16 protein-coding genes are annotated in these 20,931 nt (G+C 36.2%); 4 read left to right on the top strand and 12 right to left on the bottom strand.

What is annotated here, in order from left to right; all coding sequences use genetic code 11:
- Position 1 precedes the first annotated feature (1 nt).
- Positions 2-805: a c-type cytochrome gene (locus tag FTRAC_RS19535; protein ID WP_185094419.1), complete on the bottom strand. Its 804-nt coding sequence runs from the start codon at positions 803-805 to the stop codon at positions 2-4.
- A 313-nt stretch (positions 806-1,118) separates the two neighbouring features.
- Between FTRAC_RS19535 and FTRAC_RS19950 the strand changes: the two genes are divergently transcribed.
- Positions 1,119-3,257: a DUF7282 domain-containing protein gene (locus FTRAC_RS19950; RefSeq protein ID WP_049784219.1), complete on the top strand. Its 2,139-nt coding sequence runs from the start codon at positions 1,119-1,121 to the stop codon at positions 3,255-3,257.
- 99 nt (positions 3,258-3,356) lie between these two features.
- On the opposite strand, the gene FTRAC_RS18265 is transcribed toward FTRAC_RS19950, so the two are convergent.
- Both FTRAC_RS18265 and FTRAC_RS18260 read right to left on the bottom strand, forming a co-directional pair.
- The gene (locus tag FTRAC_RS18265; protein ID WP_013455765.1) at positions 3,357-3,566 is read right to left on the bottom strand and encodes a YgaP family membrane protein; all 210 of its coding nucleotides are present in this window, start codon (positions 3,564-3,566) and stop codon (positions 3,357-3,359) included.
- 124 nt (positions 3,567-3,690) lie between these two features.
- Positions 3,691-5,175: a helix-turn-helix domain-containing protein gene (locus FTRAC_RS18260; RefSeq protein WP_013455764.1), complete on the bottom strand. Its 1,485-nt coding sequence runs from the start codon at positions 5,173-5,175 to the stop codon at positions 3,691-3,693.
- A 475-nt stretch (positions 5,176-5,650) separates the two neighbouring features.
- Here FTRAC_RS18260 and aceB point away from each other — a divergent pair, with 475 nt between their 5' ends.
- Both aceB and aceA read left to right on the top strand, forming a co-directional pair.
- On the top strand, positions 5,651-7,243 hold the full coding sequence (gene aceB / locus FTRAC_RS18255; RefSeq protein WP_013455763.1) for a malate synthase A: 1,593 nt from the start codon (positions 5,651-5,653) through the stop codon (positions 7,241-7,243).
- A gap of 34 nt (positions 7,244-7,277) precedes the next feature.
- Positions 7,278-8,552: an isocitrate lyase gene (gene aceA / locus FTRAC_RS18250; protein WP_013455762.1), complete on the top strand. Its 1,275-nt coding sequence runs from the start codon at positions 7,278-7,280 to the stop codon at positions 8,550-8,552.
- A gap of 385 nt (positions 8,553-8,937) precedes the next feature.
- On the opposite strand, the gene FTRAC_RS18245 is transcribed toward aceA, so the two are convergent.
- The 4 genes from FTRAC_RS18245 to FTRAC_RS18230 form a co-directional block, all read right to left on the bottom strand.
- Positions 8,938-10,278 (bottom strand): OprD family outer membrane porin, encoded by a 1,341-nt coding sequence (locus FTRAC_RS18245; RefSeq protein WP_013455761.1) that lies wholly within the window; start codon positions 10,276-10,278, stop codon positions 8,938-8,940.
- On the bottom strand, positions 10,279-11,313 hold the full coding sequence (locus FTRAC_RS18240; RefSeq protein WP_013455760.1) for a c-type cytochrome: 1,035 nt from the start codon (positions 11,311-11,313) through the stop codon (positions 10,279-10,281).
- A gap of 142 nt (positions 11,314-11,455) precedes the next feature.
- On the bottom strand, positions 11,456-11,869 hold the full coding sequence (locus FTRAC_RS18235; protein WP_013455759.1) for a YeeE/YedE family protein: 414 nt from the start codon (positions 11,867-11,869) through the stop codon (positions 11,456-11,458).
- 119 nt (positions 11,870-11,988) lie between these two features.
- Entirely contained in the window at positions 11,989-12,564 is a 576-nt protein-coding gene (locus tag FTRAC_RS18230; protein WP_013455758.1) for a YeeE/YedE family protein, read from the bottom strand.
- 240 nt (positions 12,565-12,804) lie between these two features.
- Here FTRAC_RS18230 and FTRAC_RS18225 point away from each other — a divergent pair, with 240 nt between their 5' ends.
- Positions 12,805-13,377 carry a pentapeptide repeat-containing protein gene (locus FTRAC_RS18225; RefSeq protein ID WP_013455757.1) on the top strand — a complete coding sequence of 191 codons (573 nt, stop codon included), beginning with the start codon at positions 12,805-12,807 and terminating at the stop codon, positions 13,375-13,377.
- A 40-nt stretch (positions 13,378-13,417) separates the two neighbouring features.
- On the opposite strand, the gene FTRAC_RS18220 is transcribed toward FTRAC_RS18225, so the two are convergent.
- The 5 genes from FTRAC_RS18220 to guaA all read right to left on the bottom strand — a co-directional run bounded on the left by FTRAC_RS18220 (position 13,418) and on the right by guaA (position 20,931).
- The gene (locus tag FTRAC_RS18220) at positions 13,418-14,662 is read right to left on the bottom strand and encodes a cation:proton antiporter (RefSeq protein ID WP_013455756.1); all 1,245 of its coding nucleotides are present in this window, start codon (positions 14,660-14,662) and stop codon (positions 13,418-13,420) included.
- A 171-nt stretch (positions 14,663-14,833) separates the two neighbouring features.
- Entirely contained in the window at positions 14,834-15,895 is a 1,062-nt protein-coding gene (locus FTRAC_RS18215) for a hypothetical protein (protein ID WP_013455755.1), read from the bottom strand.
- A gap of 125 nt (positions 15,896-16,020) precedes the next feature.
- Positions 16,021-17,316 (bottom strand): glutamate-1-semialdehyde 2,1-aminomutase, encoded by a 1,296-nt coding sequence (gene hemL / locus FTRAC_RS18210; RefSeq protein ID WP_013455754.1) that lies wholly within the window; start codon positions 17,314-17,316, stop codon positions 16,021-16,023.
- Between the two features lie 111 nt (positions 17,317-17,427).
- A complete protein-coding gene (locus FTRAC_RS18205; protein WP_013455753.1) occupies positions 17,428-19,239 on the bottom strand; it encodes an ABC transporter substrate-binding protein in 1,812 nt (603 codons plus the stop codon).
- Positions 19,240-19,401: 162 nt separating this feature from the next.
- Entirely contained in the window at positions 19,402-20,931 is a 1,530-nt protein-coding gene (gene guaA / locus FTRAC_RS18200; RefSeq protein ID WP_013455752.1) for a glutamine-hydrolyzing GMP synthase, read from the bottom strand.

Here is a 20,931-nt window from a genome sequence, read left to right as displayed (position 1 = left end):
TTTAATTGTTTAAAGCTCCATCATCTACCCAGCAAGCTATAGCTTGAATTTCATCATTTGACAAATCAGGTCTTCCAGCAGGAGGCATTGAACCATTTCCTGTTCTGGTTTTTATTCTGGAAGCATTTTGAATAATATTATTGTCAATCGTAAAATTAGGTGATTGAGTACCATTATGGCAGCCACTAATCGCACAATTTGCAGAAATGATTGCTTTAATATCATTGTTAAAACTAATCCCACTTAAAATTTCAATTCCTGAAATTTCCGCCTCACAGCCATTTGCATCACGCGCCACAATAGTGTAATTTCCGTTGGATAATCCGGTAAATTCCGGACTTCCCTGTATTTCATTTTCATTAATTATATATTCGATGGGCTCAACCCCTCCTTGTTGTTCTACTATAATCTTTCCCGTGTTATCTCCACAATTCGAATTATCTTTTTCAGCTACTGAAATTTGCAAACCATCTATATTATCAATGGTTACCTCTATTTGTTCACTTACACAATTTGAAGATATTGACCTGGCTTGAACACTATAATTCCCAGCTGAGAGACTAGTGAACACTGGGTCTTCAGTAAAATCACCATCGTTTAACTTATATTCAACCTCAATATCTCCAGTTACGCTTAATTCTATTTCACCAGCAGCTTCATTACATGCAGTATTTTTTACAGACTCAATAATAAGCTCAAAAGAGCTAGCATCACAATCTCCATTAGGACCGGCAATTCTTTCATATTCACATCCACCAAAGAAAATAAAAAGTGATATAATTAATAGTATTCTACTGAATTTCATGTGCATACAATTATAATAAGTTACCTGCTCCTATCTACGAAACAAAGCATTAACTTAGATTAAGAAGGAAGTAAGATATAAAAGTTTTTTCGCTTAAAACAATTAATTCAATCCAAATAAAAGATATAAACTTCAGCGCTTTCGTATCTTTCTACTAAATTTTTAAAATAGTTATACCTAATTTAAACACCTAATAAACAGCACTTTAACAACATCAACACCTACAATTCCAGTGCAAAAACCAGATTTTAAAGACAAAAAGAATCTGCTTTTAATTCTGCATCGTAAGTCTTAGGGAAATCAAAATAGAAGTATGATGAAGATAAAAAAACGAAATTTTAAGAGTATTATTAAGAACAGCTTACTAGGAATAGCAGCTTCAAGTTTACTATTCACAGCCTGTAACAATGAAGAGGATGGGACGATAGAACCTGAAATGCCAACTGGCATGCTAACCGTTTCTGATCAAAGCATTTCTCAAAATACCATTGTAGTATCAAGTGCCAATTTAGAGCATGACAGCTGGATTGTAGTACATGCAAGCGAAGGAGGTAGTCCTGTAGTTCCTGATATTATTTCAGAACCAGTTCTTGTAGAAGCAGGCGAAAGCAGTGACATTGAAATAACACTAAACGATTTTTCCAGCCTATCAGATGGAGCAAATGTTTGGGTTATGTTGCATACAGATGATGGAGAGGAAGGTGTATATGAATTTGATGGAGCCAGTGGATTAGATGCTCCTATCACTACAGAAGAAGGAGAAATCGTAATGAGTGAAATCACGCTAGCGGCACCAAGTATTACTGCTGGAAATCAGGTAGTGAATGAAAATATGGTAACCATTGAGGAAGTAAATGCTGCTGTTGATGGCTGGATTGTAATCCATGAGGATGATGGCGAAGGTAACCCTGGCACAGTTTTAGGTCAAACCTTTGTTGAAGCAGGACTAAATGAAAACGTTTCTGTTGATTTAGGTGATGCTACTTTCGCAGGTGGTGAAATGTTGTTCCCAATGTTACACATTGAAAGTCCTGCTGATGGAGAATATGGCTTCCCTGATAATGGAGATGGTCCAGAAGTATTTGGTGAAAACGTGATAGTAGTAGGTATGGAAACAACTGCAGCTACAGGATCAATCACAGCTGAAAATCAAGTAGTTGATGCAAATACTATCACTGTAAGTGATTTGACGGTAAATGCAACTGCTTGGGTAGTGGTGCATGCAAGCAATGCAGCAGGTGACGGTCCGCAGGTGCCGGAAATCATTTCTACTCCAGTACAATTGGAGGCAGGTTCTAATAGTGATGTCGAAATCGAATTAACCGAAACTGTAGTCGGTGGAGATGAGCTATATATAATGCTGCACACTGAAAATGGTGTAATTGGTGAATACGAATTTGATGGAGCTAACGGTTTCGATGGACCTATTACCACTGAAAAGATTACAATTAATGCACCAACAGGTAGCATTACGGCTTCAGATCAAATTATACAAGGAAACACACTTCTTGCAAGTAACTTAACTGTTGACGCTACTGCATGGGTGGTTGTACATGCTAGCAATGAAGCTGGCGATGGCCCACAAGTACCAGAAATTATTTCAACCCCAGTACAATTAGAGGCAGGTTCAAATGATAATGTAGAAATTGAATTGACAGAAGCAGTTAATGGCGGAGATGTATTGTATGTTATGTTACATACTGAAAATGGAACAATCGGAGAGTATGAATTTGATGGAGCAAATGGTTTTGATGGTCCAATTACCACTCAAGCTATTACTATTGAAGCCCCAACAGGTGAATTTACTGCAAATAACCAAACTTTAACCAACGGTAATGTCATAGTTGAAAGTATAACAGTAGGTCAGCCTTCATGGGTAGTGATTCATAGAGACAACGGAATGGGCTCTTTTGTAGCACCAGGGATAATATCAGAGCCAGTTGCTTTGGAAGCAGGAACCTCAACCGATGTTGAAATATCTTTTGCTGATGGCGAGACTGTCGAGGACGGAGAAACATTATGGATAATGTTACACAATGATAATGGTGTTGTAGGTGAATACGAATTTGACGGTGCTAATGGCTTTGACAATCCTATTACATTCTCTGACATTGAAGTTTCAACAGCAACTACCATCAATTATGATGTAACCAATGATGGGACAAGTTCTTATATATTTACGGGGGATGGCTTAACTGATGCTTCAAACCCTGATCTTACCTTAGTAAGAGGTGAAACTTATACTTTCACAGTAAATGCTTCCGGACATCCATTCTACATTAATGAAACGCAAGGAACAGGTACTTCCAATGCATATAACAATGGAGTAACTAATAATGGTGCTCAGTCTGGAACGGTGACTTTTACAGTTCCTAACGATGCTCCTAATACCTTATTCTATAATTGTGAATTCCATAGCTCTATGACAGGAACTATTGCAATTACGGATTAAAAACAATTCTAGTTTGTTTAGAATAACAAACCATTTTTCGTAGTAGTTTAATGGTTTAGGGCGACTCTTATGAGTCGCCTTTTTTATTTACAAAGCTTACTATTTTGCTGCTTTTCTCCTTGTAGATATCCCAAATGGATAATAAAGCAGGCAAAAACTAATAAAACTGCTTGCCACAATTATTATAGCTAGGATTCCTAGGATGATGGCTATAGTTCCAGATATAACTCCAAAGAAATACAAACCTCCTACTGCAATAGCTAATACAATCCTCACGGTTTTATCAGCTGCTCCCATATTGGCTTTCATAACTTTTCTTCTAGTGGTTTTTACCAATAACCTTAATCAAAAATAGACCTCAAGATGTAACTTTGTTACAGAAAGAATTGAAGCTAACTTTTCCAAAGTTTGAAACTTTGGAAAAGCGCTCAAATTATTGCCTAGTTAATAATTCCACCGCCTTCTTCATAGCATTCAATTGTTGGGTTTCTTCATAAACATGTGCAGGGGCAGCTCTTTCTTGGCAATCATAAAGTGGACAAGTTTCGCAAGTTTCATTCACAATCCTAATAGGAATAACCGAATCATTATGAAATTTCACTTTTCGTTTCATGGCAGGTGTAATTAATAAACCAATAGATACACTGCTATTTTGACCAATATTTTTATTACTCGGCTTAGCTAGGCTGATAATTAAATATTCATTTTCAGAATTTACATATTGACTCCTTTGAACTTTGCATTTAAAGTTATCATCTTCTCCTTCTTGATTTCGTAATTCCTTGAGGATTTCAATGGATGCCCATCTTCTGCAGTAGTGCTGATCTAAAGCCGTTCCATGAGGATTATGCAAACCTGAAAGATGCATTTCCTTTGTTAGTTTAAAAGTTTCTTCGTTTGATGTACTAAATCTTAGAAAGAAGAGCTCTTTAATCCCAAATACCTTGGGCAACAGGTTTGTCATTCTGTGCATCAACATTTCAGGGGTACATTGGTAAGTTTCCAAAATATTGAGAAGTAGGTCTGAATTGAATTGTTGCTCTGAAAGGAACTTCCTTAAATCTTCCACGATTGCTTTTTCAGGTAATGCCAACGCGCAAGCAAAGTAGGAGGCTTTGTAATTGTTCAATACCTCTTCAAAAGAATTGACCGAAATCCAACTGGAAGTTAAGGGGCGCGGATTCAATTCTAAAGTATGATACCCCAATTCTTTTGCCATTGTAAAGAGCTGCTGCGATTCCGTTAATTTAGGGTTCATCAACAATCGTGGATTTTCACCAGGAACTGTCATTGATCGCAAAGGTTTAAGTTCTTGCTGATGCTCTAATCCTTTTGGCAACACTTGATAATCATATTCAGATTTGAGTATCTCTTCTAATTGCTGAAAACTATAAGGAAAGGAAGCTTTTTTAAAAAACAGAGTTCTAAATCCTTCAACTTCCTCCTCTATGCTTTCAAAATAGTTATCATGCATTTCCTGGAATGAACGTAACATATTCAGATATAAACTCTCTACTCTTAAGCCATAATTTCTACTAATTTCTATTAGTGTACTTAAAAATGCACCTAATTTTGCAGGTGCATTACTTAACAAATCTAATAGATGAGCTGGCTCAATACCGAAAAGCTCTAAAGGCAGTTCTTTGAATAGGTTGGATTGCAATAATTCCCCTAATGGAGCTAATTTTTTACTAAGTTGTAAAGAAACCAAATCATCAAAACTGACTTCAAGTGTTTCTGAAAGCTTGTTGATCTTCTCAATTTTAGGATACTTTTTACCTTTTTCTATTTCGTTTAAGTAAGATGCGGACAAGCCTGTTTGCTTTGATAATTGCGCAAAAGACAAGCCTTTTTCCAGACGTAATTGCCGCACTTTCAAACCAAATATCAATTTTACATTTTCTTGGGATATAGCCATTGTTAGTTGTTTTAATACCCTCAAGCCGGGTAGGCTTTTACTTTTTCATTGATAAAAAGTAAACAAAAATCTAGGGCTGTATTTATTTCTTAACGTGATTTTGATTTCACAGGAGGGAAACAAAAAAAAGCTCAACCTCCCCCAGGGAGGTCTCAAACATTTTTATTTCTAATCCTCCTTTTGAAAACAAAATCTCTAAAATAAATAATGCCCATCCTCCGAGCATATCTAATGCTAAATCGTAACAGAATTATTAAGTTTTTAGATAAAAAAGCAAAAAATTCGCATTTAAATCATTCTCCTAAAAAGCGAAGAAAGTTTTTTCATTTTTTTTTCGTAGCCCTATTTATTCTCTGCTTCTTTTAATAGCATTCGCTAATATAGCGAATAAAATCCAATAGCGAATATTCGCTTGTTATTTATTTTTCGATGACCTACATTTGAAACATCGATCACACAAAAAACTGATAATCAAATGGAAACTACATCAGCACAATTAAGAAATACTAAAAAGGAAAATGAGCGCTTTACCTTATTGACAGATGAAGCTATTTCATTTTTAAATAAACTGCACGAAAGGTTCAATGAGAGAAGATTGGAGCTCTTAGGTAGAAGAGAGCAAGTCACTGATCAAATTAGACATGGAAAAGATCTGGATTTCCCTAAAACTACAGAAGACATTAGAAATAATCCTGATTGGAGAATTGCTCCCTTGCCAAAAGACCTACAGAATAGGAAAGTAGAAATTACTGGTCCTGTAGATCGGAAAATGATCATCAATGCACTAAACTCAGGTGCAAAGGTTTTTATGGCTGACTTTGAAGATGCTACAAGTCCTTCTTGGAAAAACATCACAGATGGACAGCAAAACGTATATGATGCAATCAGAAAACAAATTGACTTTACCGCAGAAAATGGTAAAACCTACAAGTTAAAAGATAAAACCGCTGTTCTAAAAGTGAGACCCAGAGGCTGGCATTTATCAGAGAAAAACTTCTTGGTTAATGGGGAACAAATTTCTGCTTCACTCTTCGACTTCGGCTTATACTTTTTTCACAATGCACACGAATTGATTAGAAATGGAAGTGGTCCATACTTTTACTTACCAAAATTAGAACACCGATGTGAGGCCAGACTATGGAATGAAGTGTTCATATTTGCCCAAAATGAACTAGGGATTCCAGTTGGCACTATAAAAGCAACGGTTTTAGTAGAAACAATCACAGCTGCTTTCCAAATGGAAGAAATTATTTATGAATTGAGAGACCATATGGCTGGTTTGAATGCAGGCAGATGGGATTACATCTTTAGCTTTATCAAGAAATTTAGAGATAGACCCGATTACATTCTACCAGACAGAAACCAAGTAACCATGCAAGTGCCATTCATGAAAGCATATGCGAATCTGTTGGTTAAAACTTGCCATAAACGAGGTGCTCATGCCATTGGCGGTATGTCTGCTTTCATTCCGACTAAAGATAAAGAGCAGAACGAGAAAATATTCGACAAAGTAAGAAATGACAAAACGGAGGAAGCTTTGGCAGGATATGACGGCAGCTGGGTAGCTCACCCTGCCTTAATCCCTGCAGTTGAAGCTGTTTTTGATCAAATCATTGGAGATAAACCTCATCAAAAACATGTACTAAGAGATGAATTCAACACCACTCCATCTGCTTTAACAAGTCCTAATGTGATGTATGGAGAAGTAACTGAAAAAGGAGTTCGCATGAACATCAATGTGGCACTTTTATACATCGAATCTTGGCTGCAAGGAACTGGAGCAGCAGCTCTCTACAATTTAATGGAAGATGCTGCAACAGCTGAAATCAGTAGAGCTCAATTATGGCAATGGTTTCATCACCAAGTATCCTTCAAAAATGGGAAGATATTTAATAGAGCACTTTTCTGTGTGCTTTTGGAAGAGGAGACTGAAAAAGTAAAAGAAATGCTAGGTCAGGAAAGAGTAGAAACAGGCAAGTTGGCAATTGCCAGAGATCTTTTGAAAAACCTGGTGAAGAGCGAGGATTTTGAAGACTTCCTGACATTAAAAGCATACCCACATTTATAAATCAATTTTAAATCATACTATAAATATAAACGACATGAACAAGCAAGAAAAAATCAATCAATTAATATCAGATTGGGACACTAACCCAAGATGGAAAGACGTAGAACGAACTTATACTGCTGAAGAAGTAGTTAAATTAGCAGGAACCGTAAAAATTGACCACAGCTTAGCCCGATTAGGCGCTGAAAGATTATGGGATTTGCTAAAAACAGAAGAATTCGTATCTGGCTTAGGAGCCTTGACTGGAAACCAAGCCATACAAGAAGTTCAGGCCGGATTAAAAGCCATTTACTTAAGCGGATGGCAAGTTGCAGCAGATGCTAACCTTGCAGGACAAATGTATCCTGACCAGAGTTTGTATCCTGCAGATAGTGTTCCTAATGTAGTGAAACGAATTAACAACGCACTTTTGAGAGCTGATCAAATTCAGTCGGTTAGCGGAGAAGGTGATATTCATTGGATGGCACCTATAGTGGCAGATGCTGAAGCTGGATTTGGTGGTAATTTGAATGCTTTTGAATTAATGAAAGGCATGATAGAAGCTGGAGCAGCTGGAGTACATTTTGAAGACCAATTATCATCTGCTAAGAAATGTGGACACTTGGGAGGCAAGGTGTTAGTTCCAACTCAAGAAGCCATCAATAAATTGATTTCGGCAAGATTGGCAACTGATGTTATGGGAGTTCCAACTATTATTATTGCAAGAACGGATGCAGATGCTGCTAATCTATTAACCTCAGATGTTGATGAAAGAGATCATCAATTTCTAACAGGTGAGAGATCAGACGAAGGATTCTTTGGCGTTAAAAACGGATTGGAACAAGCCATTAATAGAGGACTTGCCTATGCGCCATATGCTGATTTGGTATGGTGTGAAACTTCGCATCCTGATTTGGGAGAAGCAAGGGAATTTGCACAAGCCATCAAGGAAAAATATCCACATAAAATGTTGGCTTATAATTGCTCGCCTTCATTCAATTGGGCAGCAAAACTTACTGAAAGTGAAATGTTAGAGTACCGAGAAAAATTAGCTGAAATGGGCTACAAATTCCAGTTCATCACATTAGCTGGATTCCATGCCTTAAATACAGCTATGTTCGAATTGGCTACTGCTTATAAAAATAAGGGGATGGCCGGGTATTCTGAATTACAGCAAAGAGAATTTGCTTTACAAGAGCAAGGCTTTAAAGCAGTTAAACATCAAGCTTTTGTGGGGACTGGCTATTTTGATGCTGTTCAGAATGCTGTCACTCAAGGCAAATCTTCCACTACTGCATTGAAAGGTTCAACAGAAGAGGCACAGTTTTAGTAGCTCTAAAATAGTTAGTGTGCCACCAACCATGGGGCAGCTTTCCCTGGTCGGTGGCACACCGACCAGTATATAGAAGAAGCACAGTTTTAGGGAATTATTAGAACCTTTAAGTTACGACCAATATTTATTAGTAAAAATACCGTTTCCGTGGTTCACACCAAAAGGTGTTTCATGTTTGAAAAGGCTTCCGAGAGGAAGTCTTTTTTTGTACATTTTATGATTCGCTATCGAATTGATAAAACATCAACCCCTATTTACTATTTCATTGCTAGTCTAGAGAAATATTAATTTGCTCCAGAGGAGCTAGTAATCATCATCATCCAGAGGATGGCGATAGGAACACTATTCTTCCACTAGGCAGACTAGAGATTGAGGTTAGACTTTAAAAATCATAATTCACTATCGCATTAATCAAAAACAGATTGACTTTATTCAAAATGAAAACTGGATTTTCTGGGAAATCTCCTGTTCCTCGTTTATAAGTCAATAGTAGCTCAGGTTTAAAGCCTTTCCATTTAGCATTTTCATAAAATAAATCTAAGTTGATATGCATATAATTGGGAATAGCATATTTGTTTAGTGTAGGTTCGGTAACTGAAGGTCGCCATTGATGTCCAACACTAAGAATGGACTTTAATTTCTGATCTGAAAATTTGAGATTTTGATGGTAGTACATCACTACTGCATGATTATCTCCAAATCCTTCGCTTCTTTCCCTTTTCTGAAAGCTGAATAAAAACTCTCTCCCCCACTCTCTTGGAAATAAAAACCTTCCTTCTCCGGTTATATGATCATACCCCAAACTGATTTTACCATTTGGAATAGAATGTGAAATTTGAGCTCCAAAAATTTGTGCTTTTTTACTTTGAACATATTGTAAAGCTGGGTCGGCATTTCCACCATCTCCTACTCTATTTTGCAAAAGCCATTCAAAAGCTACGGATAAACCATAGTTTTTGATATCATAAGTTGGCTTTATATACAATACATTAAAAATATTATCCACATAATAATCCCAAAGTTCAATCTTTAAATCTTTGAATCGGTAATCAGTATTCAGTAGTGCAACATAATCCGATTGGGAGTTTTCTCTGTATTCGCTACCTTGCCCGTCTATATTTCTTCCTACAGGATAAATGCCCAAAGTCTGCCCAATATTTTCAAAGCCATTATAACTTCTGGGGGCAATTCTGTTTATGGCTCCCAATTGTAACTTTAACTGATCTTTTTCTTCATACTTATAAAAAGCACCTTCAAAAAGCGTTGGAATCATCCTACCATCTTGCCCGTTCATAAAAGGAGAAAAGAAGCCTTGACGCCCCACTTTCACTTGATGATCACCATTTTTATATTGAACATAGAGTTCGCCTGGATACCCTATAAATCGTTGAGAAAGATCTTGAACATTAAAATTACCAGAAACATATCTACTCTCCCTACCAGTTGTCGGATCATTTTTTTCTACATTACTTATACCCGTATTCCAACTACTATAAACCGCTCCTCCAATTTGCCAATTTTTATTAAAATCGTAAGTGTATTTTATTTTTAGTCCTGTAGCCACTGCATACCAATCTTGCAAATCGCCCTCATTAAAGGAATGCATATAATAATTACGCCACTGGCCACTTAGAATCCCTTTTTTCTTTTCAGCATCGTCCTTTTGGGCAAATAGAAAAAATGGAAATAAAAAAAATATGATTTGTAAAGAAGTAAACTTCATTTATTTGGTTTTCTTGATTTGATATAGACTGTCGTAATACTGTACTATAGGCTGAAATGGCCCGAATTTATGCTGTTCCGCTGGAAATGGATCGTCCCATGGCCCGTAGGCAGTTGAAACAGGTTTCAATTTCAAGTCTGGGAAATCTTTGTCCGTATCTGGTTTTTGAGGTCTATTAAAGCTATTGATATAAGCTGCTACATGAAAAGCTTCTTCATCCGTTAATTTTGGGTTTTCTTTGGTAGCAACAAGATGTGGCATATTGGCTTTGATAAATTGAGCCGCAGTTAAAACCCTGTGCATACCAGCCCCATGATTGAAAGAATCATCTCCCCAAAGTGGGGGATATTGGTAGCCTTTTCGCTCATCCGCTAACTTAGTTCCTTGTCCATCTTCACCATGGCAAACCTGACATTCATTGATGTAAACTTGTTTTCCGAAAATGGTATCCGCTTTTACTGAAGGAATTTTTACACTTACAAAACCTTTGTACCAAGCAGCTGTATCTTCAGGAATATCTTCACTCAGCCATTCCATATAGGCTACCAATGCTTCCATTTGCTCAGAATCTTCCGGCAAAGCTTTTCCATTCATGCTGCGTTCCATGCAACCATTGATGCGTTCTTCAATAGACCCTATCTTATTTTCCCTTCCTCTAAACTGAGGAAAGCGGTTAGTCACTCCTACCCATGAACCTGAACCAGGTTTTGTTCCTCCTTCCAAATGACAATTTTGGCAAGTCAAATTATTTCCAGCATAAAGCCTTTCATCCTTATTGATTACTTGAGGCCCCATCCACTTTGGAGATTCTGTGGCCAATAAATAACCAAATTTCACTTGCTTTCCTTGCTTACCATCAGGCAAATCTGTTTCAATATTGGGCAATTTCCATTCTTTACTAGCTTTTGAAGATGAGATTCCCAACCACTGAGGAGCCTCATCTATAAAAATAAAAGCCACGAAAAGAATAGCAACAATAGCCAGAATGATAGACATAACTGCCGTGGTCATTCTGATCAGTTTCAAAAAGTCCATTTCCGTAGAATTAAGTTAAATAAAGGTCAGCTTAATAAAGAAGACCTAATGCTTTTAAGTTAAGCTTTTTATTTCGCCTCATCCTTTTATCCTTCTCCTAAGGGGAGAAGGATATATGTCTTAACTTAAAAGCATCAAAATATTAATGCGGTAATTTATGTCTTATTTTACCATAAACATAAGTTCCTAAAACAGCAGATGCTATCACTACTAAGATTACACCTACACCATTTCCCAACAAAATAAACATGGGGCCTGGACAAGCCCCAGTCATAGCCCAACCTAAACCAAATATTGAGCCCCCAATTAAATACCTCGCCCAGCTAAATTGCTTCGGAGCGATAATAATTTTCTCACCATCTATTGACTTCAATTTATTTCTCTTGATAATTTGGATTACAATAATTCCTACAAGCACTGCAGAACCAATAACACCATACATGTGGAAGGACTGGAACTTGAACATTTCATAGATTCTAAACCATGAAATAACTTCTGCTTTCGCAAGTGTAATCCCAAATACGGTTCCTATTAATAAATATCTTAAAAATTTCATCTATTCTATTTGATTAAATTAAATTACTATCATTCTAAGACTACAGTTTATTACTTATACTATTTAGCCTCAATAATAAGTGGGTCATTGACCGTTTGCTTTTTAAAAATTAAGAATAATCACATTACCAATAAATGCGGTAGAATAAAGTAGGTCATTACAAGACCTCCAATAAAGAAGCCTACTACTGCTAAAAGTGAAGCTGGTTGCAAATCACTCAAGCCAGAAATAGCATGGCCAGAGGTACATCCACCGGCATATCGAGTTCCAAAACCTACTAAAAAACCACCAACGACCATGAAAATGATACCTTGCACAGATAGTAAGTTTTCCCAGTTGAATATTTCTTTTGGGACAACATTTTCACCTGGGTTTTCTATTCCAAAGGCCTGAAGTTCAGTTATGGTAGTCTCGGAAATATGTGCTGCCTGATCATTCCCCAAGTACAAATAGGATATTAAGCCGCCTAACACCAACCCAGCTGCAAAAACCAAGTTCCACATTTGATCTCTCCAATTGAAGTCAAAGAAATCACAAGACCTCCCAGCACCCAAAATGGAGCACATTGTTCTTAAATTGGCTGAAAGTCCGAATGATTTACCGAAAAATAACATGGAAAACATGACCAATGCAATCAAAGGGCCTGCAACGTACCATGGCCATGGCTGACTAATCCAATCTAATAATTGACTCATAAATAATCGTATTTAATTTTTCTACTGCTTTAAAACTTTGTTTAATAAAATGTTCAAATGATGCATCCAATCATTTTTCCAAATTGATAAAACAAAATTAGTGTAGTAACATTCATTGAGGCGTAACAAAAGTTACGAATTGAATGACATATGTCAGGGGGATTGCAAAAAGACATGTAATTCTCCTCATTAAAATATTTTATCCATAATTTGCATTCCTTATAAAACCAACTCACTTAAATGGAAAAAATAATAGCTGAAGAGACTTTTAATGCACTAGATTTTACAGACTCTCCCTTAGAAATTGCGGAATATGAAGAGTGTAAATTCAAAAATTGTAACTTTCAAAATTATGATCTTTCAGGTTTTAAATTTATAGATTGTGATTTTGAGGAGTGTAATTTAAGTTCAGTAAAAATGAAAAATACCTCTTTACAAACAGTAGCATTTAAAGAATGTAAAATATTAGGCGTTCATTTTGATGAATGTAGTAGCTTTGGCTTATCCCTGAATTTTGAAAATTGCCAGCTTAAACATTCTATATTTTTTCAACTTCAACTACCTAAAACCAAATTTATCAACTCAAATCTTATAGATGTTGACTTTGGCGAATGCGATCTTCGAGATTCACAATTTCAGTATTCAGATTTATCGGGGGCTGTTTTTGAAAATTGTGATTTACAAAACGCAGATTTCAGAAATGCTAATAATTACAATTTTGATCCAGAAATGAATAAACTTAAGAATGCAAAATTTTCTATTGATGGACTTCCTGGACTGTTGGCTAAGTATAAAATAAAAATAGAGCATTAGAATTTAATACCCTAACTTAAGCCTCTAATTATCAATACCTTTACTTCTTTGGCACCAATTTCTTTATGGTTAATCCCTGAACTAGTATAGAGAATACCACAACAGAATAAGTAGCAGAGAGAATTATATTTTTCGCTTCAAAATCATCTGGTATCGAAAGAGCTAAGGCAACTGAAATACCTCCTCGCAAACCTCCCCAAGTTAGAATTGCTAAAGTATTTTTCTCAAAAGACCTAAGCCTTTCCATTATTTTAACTGGAATTCCAACGCCAACCAATCGTGCAAATAAAACAACTACAATGGCGCATAATCCAATTAAGAAATAATCTGGATGATACTCTTTTGAAATAACGATAATTTCAAGACCTATTAAAATGAACAAAATAGCATTAAGAGCCTCATCCACTAAGTGCCAAAATTTGTAGACGTAGTCGCCAGTTGCTTTCTTGGAATCGGCAGCATGTCCTTCTTTACTAAGAAACAAACCTAAAACTACAACAGCTAATGGTCCTGAAATATGAAAAAATTCAGCAGCTCGATAGGAAACCATCACCAAAGATAGCGTCACTAATACCTCTAATTCCACATGTGCATTATCAATAATCTCCAACAATTTCAAACCAAAAAAGCCAAAGACTGCTCCAAGTAGAATTCCACCTCCTACTTCAATTCCAAAAAGACCTAAGGTACTTCCTACACTAAAATTTTCGACTCCTGTTTGTGCTAAGCCCAATATGGTCAAAAAGGTAACCACACCAATACCATCATTGAAAAGCGACTCACCAGCAATTTTTATTTCTAGCTTTTTGGAAACCTTTGCCTCGGATAGTAAGGCCAACACAGCTATTGGATCAGTTGGGGAAATTAAAGCTCCAAAAAGTAGACAGTAAATTAAATCTATTTCATACCCGAAAAAAGCGAATACATAAAACATTAAAAAGCCTACCACAAAAGTAGAAATGAGAACCCCAACAGTAGCAAAGATTAAAATCGGCCAACGTTCTTCTTTAAGTTCTTTTACGTTGATGGATAATGCGCCTGCAAACAATAAGAAACTTAGCATTACGTCAAGCAACACTTCTTTAAAATCAAACTCTGAGACTATAGAAATTGCTAAATCAGTAATTTCCGGAAAAACATAACCAGATAAAAGTATTAAGATAGACAGGACTAATGCTATTATCATTAATCCTATAGTGGAAGGTAGCTTTAAATAATTGACATTAATAAAGGTAAAGACAGCTGCCAAAAAAATTAACAGTGTGATTAAATCTAATACTCCCATTATTTTTTATAATTATATAGAATAACAAATTTTGAAACATCAAAATAGCGATTAATAACAATAATGCCTTTATAAAAAATATGGTTTCATCGAAAAAGTATAAAAAAAACTTACTTTATCTATATTTGAATTGAATGACTAAAATGCATTTAAAACAACAGAGTAGAATGCTTATCTTCCAAATGCTTCTACGCTGTAATCTAATTTGGTTCCGTACATAGGGAATGTAATTTTTAACAAACCATAGAATCCTCTTTGAGCCAGACCAGGTCTAAGCCCGATTTCGGCACCATAGCCCCAACCTAATGTTCTATTAAAATGTCCATCAATCCCAATTCTTCCACCAAACATAAAGGTATTAATGGCAGATCCATCATAAAGATAAAAATCGTTGGCATCAGCATTACTAGGTCGATGATAAAAATCCTCAACTGTTACCATTGGCAAAATCAATAAGTCGATAAAGGTTGAAAACACGTGATCATCCACTAATTCTTCGTAGGTTTTATCAGGCTTAGCTGCGAAATTCTTAATCCAAGTAAAGCCAGCGCCAACACTTAAACCAGCACCTAATACATTACCGAATATCGCTTCATCTTGCGCACCTGAAATAGTATCCATCACCATTTGATCACCAGAGCCAAAAGATCCTGGTACTTCCACACCTTGAGCTTCAATAGCTCTACTTAATTCTGATGTGGTTTCATAATAGATACCGCCTAATCTTGCAAAAAATATTTCTCTTCGTTTATTAGGAATATCAGCTCTTTTAGGAACTTTAGCTGCCCATTCAGCACCTTCATAATTTTTTGAATAAAGCGGTATTTTACTTTCGGACTCTTGCTCTTTATCCCAAATGTGATATGATGCACTTGCTTCTGTAAAAAAATAAGTTCTTGCCCTTGATTGAGGATCAAAGCCGTTTTTTTGAGCAGCATTTCGAGCAAAATCACTACCAATGAAATATGGAGTTCTGGCATGAGCTTTGAAATGCATGAAATCATTCAAATAATAAGTGGCATCTATACCAAAACCAGTTGTAATGTTGGTTACATGAATATCACCATAAGCTGGGGTAATCCCTATGAATAATTTGTTTATATCATAAGGGTCGTTATACATTTCTTCATATGTAACGGTTTTATTTTCTGATCTCCTTCTAAACTGGGCTTGAGAGGAAAATACAAAAGAATATGAAATTGTTATGATGAGTACAAGTCTTACTATCTTCACTATAATTTTATTTTTTTACAGCTGTAAATATAATAATAAATTAGGACTACAATAAATGTAGTCCCTAAATGAGAAAAAACCTCAATAAATTAATGAAAAATAGCAAATAATTTTTCAGAAACCATTTATGCTAAGAGGTTTTTTAAAACTTTTTCATGTGATTTCACTATGTGATCTAAATCTTCAGCCGATAAAGAGGTAGATAAAAACCATGATTCATATTGTGCAGGAGGCAAATATACCCCTTCGTTTAGCATGCCCTGAAAATACTTGCCAAACATTTCAGTATCGCAAGCTTTGGTACCATCAAAGTTTTCTACAGCTTCTTCATTAAAGAAAAGACTTATCATTGACCCCAATTGGTTAATCGTATAGTTTTTACCCAGTGCAGTATTTACTTTAGCGATTTCTTTTGCTAAATATTGACCCGAAGCACCTATTTGCTCATATACTTCATCATGGTCATTTAGATAATGTAACATCATCAATCCAGCAGACATTGCAATAGGATTTCCTGAAAGTGTTCCTGCTTGATAAACAGGGCCTTGAGGCGATACAAAATCCATGATTTCCTTTTTACCGCCATAGGCACCAACAGGCATACCTCCTCCTATGATTTTTCCAAGTGTAGTAATATCTGGTTTTACTCCAAATATGCCCTGAGCACCAGCTTTTGACAATCTGAAACCAGTCATCACTTCATCAAATATCAATACTATCCCTTCTTTATCACAAACCTCTCTTAATCCTTGTAAATATCCTTCTTTCGGAATTACACAGCCCATGTTACCAGCAACAGGCTCTACAATCAGTGCTGCTATCTGACCCTTATTCTGTTCAGCAATCTTCTTCACAGCATCCAAATCGTTGAATGGGGCAGTTAAAGTATCTTTTGCAGTCCCTTTTGTTACTCCCGGGGAATTAGGAGTTCCCATAGTGGCAGCACCACTACCTGCGGCAATCAAAAAACTATCGCCATGGCCATGGTAGCAACCTTCAAATTTCAAAATCTTATCTCTTCCAGTAAAACCTCTTGCAAGCCTAATAGCAGACATAGTTGCTTCCGTGCCTGAATTCACCATTCTCACCTTCTCAATAGATGGTACCATATGCGTGATCAACTCAGCTATCTCTATTTCTTTAGAAGTTGGTGCGCCAAACGACAATGAACTCTTTAATGCATCAGCAACAGCTGCTTCTATTGCTCCATTTCCATGTCCTAAAATCATCGGCCCCCAAGAATTGATCAGGTCTATATAGCGATTATCATCTTCATCGTACATATAGGCACCCTTTGCACTTTTTATGAAAATCGGATCCCCTCCTACCGCTTTAAATGCTCGAACTGGAGAATTAACTCCACCTGGGATAAAATTTTGTGCTTTTTTAAATAATTCTTTGCTTCTTGACTTATCCAACATCTAATATATTTTTATGTATTCTAAATTTTATTTACCTCAAAAAGTTACTGTCAAATGTTACAACCAAAACGTGACATTATCGACCATGAGGTATTTTTAACTACTCTTTAATTATTCTTTAAATTCTGATGGCTTGTCTTCAACGTTCTCGTAATTCAGCAATTTCAATTCCAATGATTCCATAGTAGTAATTGGCACTACCTGATTGTCATTTGCATTGGTATAATCGAAACCGAAATATAAATAACCTGGCTGAAAGCCTTCTTTATAAATTCCATATTGGAAATAATTACCATATTCTATTAGTTGCTCACCAAAATACCTCATAGTTTCATATCCATCATAACTATATTGAGAAGGTAATTTGTTATAAGTTTTCCTATAATTCTCCTTAAACTCGGCCACCTTAGGAGAGCTAAAATCAAAATAATTTTGACCTATCATCACCACTTTCATTCTTTGCAATTGATCAAAAGAAATTTGATTCATTTCCAGTAAATCATCAAAAGCAATGACAGGAATACTGTCCCTTCGAGTATCAAGGGCACTCAACACATTGGACACTAATAAATTATCTGATGAGGCTACCATAATATGACCGAGAGTATCTCTACTTAAAATCAAAGAATCTTCTTCCCCGACCTTCACTTTTACAGTGTTACTTATATAAACTTTGTCGGAATCTGGCAACGTATCTGTTTCAAAAACCTCTGTCAAAGACCTTAGAATTTCAGTGCTTGCCATCGGTGATCTTGATGCTGCCATCCAGCTTATATTGAATGAGTCAGCTTCTAGTAAACTTTTATAAGAGTAGGCAAATACAGAATCTTGTTCCTTATCACCATAAAAAATGGTAGCATTCTTATTTTCATAGTGTTTTACCGCATATTGAGCAGCTATTTTAGCCCTCGTTTCTGGAGTGGATTTCATCAAAAACGAGTAAGGATTAGTGCCAATAGTTACCGAATTAGTTGAAAGTGGGTTAACCATATTGATGCGATTAGCACCAGAATATTCTCTCACCAACTTTGCTGGATCGGGATACAGTGGGCCAATAATCATATCCATTTGAAGCAAATCTCCACTTGCCAATAGCTCAGCAGTTGCAGCACTGTCTTGTTGAGTGTCATACGCATAAAGCTCAATTCGTTTTTCCTCCTTATTTAATTCTAGTACAGCTTGTGATATTCCTTGGTAAATATCCAGAATAAACTGATTGCCTTTATTTCCTTTTGAAGTGCTTAAGCCTTCAGCCATAAAAGGGAGCATAACGCCTACTCTATAAACATCCTTTTTTTGAGATACGCTTTCATCTATATAGTCAAAGCCACTCTTATTTAAATCAAATGAGTCAATAAGGAATTCCATCAGCTCCACTTTTCTCTCTACTAATGGTTGCCTACTTATTCTATTCGCTAAATGCTGCGCTAAAATTTTATCGTAAGGATTAAGTTCGATCGCTTTTTGTAATTCTGGAATACTGTCATATCGGGACAGTAAACCTTTCTTTAAATCATTTGCAATAGCTTTTACATCATCTGATTTCACATCATTTAAAAGCTCAATGCCTTTAAATAAATCTCCTTCCTCCAATAGCATTTTCCCATACCATACTTTAACCTCTTCAATATTATCCCATTCAGGATGAGTAGCCAATATTCCTCGTAGGGCTTCCATTCCCAATGCAACATCACCTGATTCATAAGCAGACAACCCATAAAAATAAGTGGCATATAGATAAAAAGGATTGTTTTCATTTATATCCAATAGCTTTTTGAAATGATTTTGTGCTCTTTGATATTCCCCTGCTCTGAAATAATTCTTTCCTGACAAATAATCTGACTGATAATTTGACTGTGCTTTAAGCTGGACAGCACTTAAAATAAAAAACACTCCAAAAATGACAATTGGTTTTAGTCGCATGGTATATCTATTAAAATATTAATTAAGCATTTGTTCTGCTTCGTCAATTTAAATCATCAATTCTCGATTTGAATCTTCCCAAATCGAAGCTATCTATTTTTCCTAACTCTGTCAATAAGTTGTAGGCAAACAAAGTATAGTATGAATAAGTACTATTACAAATTACTCCCACTCAATAGTAGCTGGTGGCTTTGAACTTATGTCATAAACCACTCTATTTACGCCCTTAACTTTATTAATAATTTCATTTGATACATCACTCAAGAAATCATATGGCAAATGCACCCAATCAGCGGTCATTCCATCAACACTAGCAACTGCTCTTAGTGCTACAACTCTTTCATACGTTCTTTCATCTCCCATTACACCAACAGATTGAATAGGTAAAAGGATAGAACCTGCTTGCCAAACTTGATCATAAAGCCCTCTTTCTTTCATCATGCCAATGAATATAGCATCAACTTCTTGAATAATATGAACTTTTTCTGGTGTTACATCACCCAAAATCCTGATCGCCAAACCTGGTCCTGGAAATGGATGCCTGCCTAAAATTTTATGATCTATTTCAAGAGCTCTTCCTACCGAACGTACTCCGTCTTTAAAAAGTGTTTTAAGCGGCTCCACTACTTTTAAATTCATCTTTTCTGGAAGGCCTCCTACGTTGTGGTGAGATTTTATTGTAGCTGATGGTCCTTTTACTGAAACAGATTCAATAATATCAGGATAAATGGTTCCTTGTGCCAACCATTTCACATCTTTTATAGCTTTGGCTTCCTGGTCAAATACTTCAATAAAAGTTCTTCCAATTGCTTTTCTCTTCCCTTCCGGGTCTGAAATACCTGCCAATGCTTTATAGAATTGATCTTTAGCATCGACACCTTTCACATTTAATCCCATGTGTTTGTAAGATTCCAATACCTCCTCGAATTCATTCTTTCTCAGCAATCCATTATCCACAAAAATACAATATAGATTTTTACCAATTGCATGATGAATCAGCATAGCTGCAACTGAGGAATCAACCCCTCCTGATAGTCCTAAAACCACCTTATCATTACCTAACTGCTCTTTCAGTTCAGCAATTGTGATATCGGCAAAAATCTCGGAAGTCCAATCTTGAGCACAACCACAAATTTTTAGTAAGAAATTTTCTAATAATTGTTTACCTTCTAAAGTGTGAGTTACTTCAGGATGAAATTGGATCCCATAAGTAGGCTCATTTTCTAGTTCAAAAGCTGCCACTTCCACAGAAGGGGTGCTGGCTATAATTTTGAAACCCTCAGGCAAAGTTTTGATAGTGTCTCCGTGAGACATCCAGACCTGAGATCCTTTTGTTAAATTTTTCAGCAAATCATGATCCTGATCAAAGCTTGTTAATTTAGCCCGACCATATTCTCTTATCTCTGAAGGCAGAACCTCTCCTCCGTTATTTTGGGCAAGATATTGTGCGCCATAGCACACGCCCAAAAGTGGAACTTTACCTCTATACTTCGTTAAATCAATTTTTGGAGAATCTTCATCCCTTACTGAACAAGGGCTTCCAGAAAGAATCACACCTTTTACATCAGGTGTAAGTTCTGGGGCATCATAAAACGGGTGAATTTCACAATAAACATTGAGTTCGCGGACTCTTCGGGCAATGAGTTGGGTGTACTGCGACCCAAAATCAAGAATAATAATTTGCTCTGTCAT

The sequence above is a fragment of the Marivirga tractuosa DSM 4126 genome, from assembly GCF_000183425.1.
Classification (GTDB): Bacteria; Bacteroidota; Bacteroidia; order Cytophagales; family Cyclobacteriaceae; genus Marivirga; species Marivirga tractuosa.
Note: the sequence above shows the minus strand (reverse complement) of the source record. Positions and strands in the feature narration are given on the sequence as shown.